Origin of the sequence: Azospirillum sp. B506 (assembly GCF_000333595.1) — a bacterium.
Classification (GTDB): Bacteria; Pseudomonadota; Alphaproteobacteria; order Azospirillales; family Azospirillaceae; genus Azospirillum.
Window position 1 is genome coordinate 1 of sequence record NZ_BADK01000634.1, and the last position, 4,098, is coordinate 4,098.

The 4,098-nt window shown below is 68.8% G+C and carries 2 protein-coding genes; both read right to left on the minus strand.

Translation table 11 applies throughout. The features are described 5' to 3' along the window. Positions 1–3,365: hydantoinase B/oxoprolinase family protein (locus I71_RS18915; RefSeq protein ID WP_042696480.1), on the minus strand; the 3,365-nt coding region annotated here is incomplete at its 3' end. A gap of 167 nt (positions 3,366–3,532) precedes the next feature. Beyond that, positions 3,533–4,098 (minus strand): GNAT family N-acetyltransferase (locus I71_RS18920; RefSeq protein ID WP_042696482.1); only part of this gene is annotated, 566 nt, incomplete at its 5' end.

A 4,098-nucleotide genomic window follows, 5' to 3' on the forward strand; every position in this document is an offset into this window, starting at 1 on the left:
CACCGGGAGCGCCATTCCAGCACTTCCGGATCGGTCAGGCGCGAGTTGGTCATATGGGTCTGCACCGCATCGGTGCCGTTGAAGCCGTTGCCGGCACCGGCCCCACCGCAGACCGTTTCGTAATACTGGTGCCACTCATTGCCGAAGGTGGTGTTGTTCATCGTCCCCTGGGCCGATGCCATCACCCCCAGCGCGCCGAACAGCGCATCGACGATGCACTGGCTGGTTTCCACATTGCCGGCCACCACCGCGGCGGGCGGGTTGGGCGACAGCATGGAGCCAGGCGGGATGACGATCTCGATGGGGCGCAGGCAGCCCTCGTTCATCGGAATTTCGTCATCGACCAGACAGCGGAAAACATACAGCACCGCCGCCCGGCAGACAGCCGAGGGGGCGTTGAAGTTGTTGGTCAGCTGGGTGCTGGTCCCGGAGAAATCGACCATCGCCGAACGCGCGGCGTGGTCGATCGACACCCGCAACTTGATGACCGCGCCGTTGTCCAGCGTCACCGCGAAATCGCCGTCGCTCAGCACGCCGATGGCACGGCGGACCTGCTCCTCGGCGTTGTCCTGCACATGGCGCATATAGGCGATGACGGTGGACAGTCCGTGCAGACGGACGACGCGGTGCAGTTCGCGGGTGCCCTGCTCGTTGGCGGCAACCTGCGCCTTCAGGTCGCCGATGTTCTGCGCCGGGTTGCGCGCCGGATGCGGACCGGAGCGCAGCAGCTCCAGCATGGCCTCTTCGCGGAACTGGCCGTTCTCGACCAGCGGCACGCAGTCCAGCAGCACGCCTTCGTCGGCGATGGTCCGGCTGTCCGGCGGCATGGAGCCGGGGGTGATGCCCCCGACATCGGCGTGATGCCCGCGCGAGGCGACGAAGAACAGCAACTCCCTGCCCGCCTCGTCGAACACCGGAGAGACGACGGTGATGTCCGGCAGATGGGTGCCGCCATGATAGGGATCGTTCAGCGCGAAGCTCTCGCCGGCGGAGAAGGCTCCGCCACGGCGCTGGATGACGGCACGCACGCTCTCGCCCATCGATCCCAGATGGACCGGCATGTGGGGGGCGTTTGCGATCAGCCCGCCCTCGCGGTCGAACAGAGCGCAGGAGAAGTCCAGACGCTCCTTGATGTTCACCGAGCGCGCGGTCTTCTCCAGTGTCACCCCCATCCGCTCGGCGATGGACATGAACAGGTTGTTGAAGACCTCCAGCATCACCGGATCGACCTTCGCCCCGCCCTTGATGCCGGCCGCCTGGCGCTGGGTCGCCGGCTCCAGCCGGGTCAGCACCAGATGGTTCTTGCGGGTGACCTCAGCCATCCAGCCGGGTTCGACCACGGTGGTGGAGACCGCTTCGGCCAGGATCGCCGGGCCGACCACCCGGTTGCCGGGCTGAAGCTGGCGGCGGTCGTAGAGCGGCGCCTCGCGGCGCTGTCCGGCGCTGTGGATGGCGACGGTGGCAAGCCGGCGCGGCAGCACCGCGGTGGTGGCGGGGAACTCCGGATCCTCCAGCACGTCGGTCAGGCCGACCGCCTCCAGCGTCACCGACTCCACCTCCAGCGCGGTGCCGGGGGTGAGGAAGCCGTAGCGGCGGCGGTGCGCCTCCTCGAAGGACTTGGTCATAGCCACCTTCGAGCCGAAGGCGACGGTCAGGGTGGTGTCGGAGCCGGCGGCCTTCAGATGGACGCGGCGGTTGATCGCCTGCCGGCCGGCATCGACGCCCTGGCGGGTCAGTTCCGCCCGTCCCTCGGTCTCCAGGTCGGTGAACAGCATGGTCAGCCGGTCGACCACGGCGTCGCTCAGCGGACCTTCCACCGCGCGCTCGCGGATGGCGACGGTGTCGGCCAGCCCGATGCCGTAGGCGGACAGCACGCCGGCCTGCGGGTGCAGGAACACCCGCGTCATCCCCAGCGCATCGGCGACGGCACAGACATGCTGGCCCGCCGCCCCGCCGAAGCCGTTCAGCGTGTAGCCGGTGACGTCATAGCCGCGCTCCACCGAGATCTTCTTGATGGCGTTCGCCATGTTGTCGACGGCGATGCGCAGGAAGCCCTCGGCGACCTCCTGCGGGGTCATCGTCGTGCCGAGCTTGGCGTTGACGGTGGCGGCCAGCTCGGCGAAGCGGGCCTTCACCACCTCGGCATCCAGCGGCTGGTCGCCGTTCGGGCCGAAGACATGCGGGAAGAAGCGCGGCTGGATCTTGCCGACCATCACATTGCAGTCGGTGACGGTCAGCGGCCCGCCGCGGCGGTAGCAGGCAGGACCCGGATTGGCGCCGGCACTGTCCGGCCCGACGCGGAAGCGGGTGCCGTCGAAGACGCAGAGCGAACCGCCGCCGGCCGCCACCGTGTGGATGTGCATCATCGGCGCCCGCACCCGCACCCCGGCCACCACCGCGTCGAAGGCGCGCTCATACTCGCCGGCATAGTGCGACACGTCGGTGGAGGTGCCGCCCATGTCGAAGCCGATCACCCGGTCGAAGCCCGCCATCCCGGCGGTGCGCACCGCCCCCACCACACCGCCGGCCGGACCGGACAGGATGGCGTCCTTGCCCTGGAAACGGCGGGCATCGGTCAGGCCGCCGTTGGACTGCATGAACATCAGCGGCACCGGCGTGCCGTCGACGCTGAGATCGTTGGCGACCCGGTCGACATAGCGGCGCAGCACCGGCGAGAGATAGGCGTCCGCCACCGTGGTGTCGCCGCGGCCGACCAGCTTCATCAGCGGGCTGACCAGATGGCTGACCGACACCTGGGTGAAGCCGACCGCACGCGCCAGCGAGGCGACCTGCCGTTCATGTTCCGGATAGCGATAGCCATGCATCAGCGCGATGGCGGCGGCGCGGAAGCCCTTGCGATAGGCGTCTTCTAGACCGCGGCGAACGGCATGCAGATCGACCGGCCTCAGGACCCGGCCGTCGGCCATCACGCGTTCCGGCACCTCGACCACATGGGAATAGAGCTGGTCGGGCAGATGGATGTGGCGGGCGAAGATCTTCGGGCGGGCCTGATGGCCGATGCGCAGCTGGTCACCCAGCCCTTCGGTGATCAACAGGACGGTCGGCTCGCCCTTGCGTTCCAGCAGGGCGTTGGTGGCGACGGTCGTGCCCATCTTCACCACCTCCACCGTATCGGGTGGAATCGGCTGGCCGGGCTTCAGGCCCAGCAGTTCTCGGATGCCCTGGACGGCGGCGTCGGCGTAACGCTCCGGATTCTCCGACAGCAGCTTGTGCGTCACCACCGACCCATCCGGCCGGCGGCCGACGATGTCGGTGAAGGTGCCGCCGCGGTCCACCCAGAACTGCCACCGGGCCGGCTTGGCCTCACCCGCTCCGACCATCGCCGCGTTCTTCGTCTCGCCCATCGTCGCACCCGCCGAATTCCAGTCGCGGCAACCGCACCGCGCGTGGGCCGGAGTTTCGCGATCCGGCGGCGAATTTCAACCGCTTGAGTGACCCGCCGCCATCACAAGGGCAGGACGCGGCGGAAAGAGCACAGGATCGCGGCCGGCTGGCCCGACAGATGCCGCTGTCAGGCGGCCAGTCGCTGCTGCGGGGTGGACAGGCGGGCAAGGATGGCGTTGCCCGACAGGATGCTGTTGAAGGCGCCACTGCCGTCCTCCAGCGCTTCGAGCGCGATGGAGAACTGGTTGGGCGGCGGCAGCTCGAAAACCGAGGTGATCTCGCCGGCATCCAGCCCCAGCTGGCCGCCGAACCGGCGGGCCAGGGCGCGCATCCGGATATTCTCCGAAAGGCACATCATGTGGACGTGGCGGATGCCGCGGTTGCGGGCGACGGTCAGGATGCGGCGGACCAGCGTGCTGCCGACACCCTTGCCCTGCAGGCCCGACTCGATGCTGATGCCGAATTCCGCCTGTTCCGGCCAGAGGAGGCGGTCGCCGCACAACTCCACCGCCCCGCGCAGCACACCGTCCTCGAAGGCACCCAGGATGACCGTGCGGCCCCAGTCGATGGCCGCGCAATGCCGTTCCACCGCCTCGTCCGACAGGGTGCCGGTGAAGCGGGCATAACGGTCCGCCCGGTCGAGGCGGAGAAGATGCGCCCGGTACTGGGGCAGTTCGGTCGGCATGATCTTGC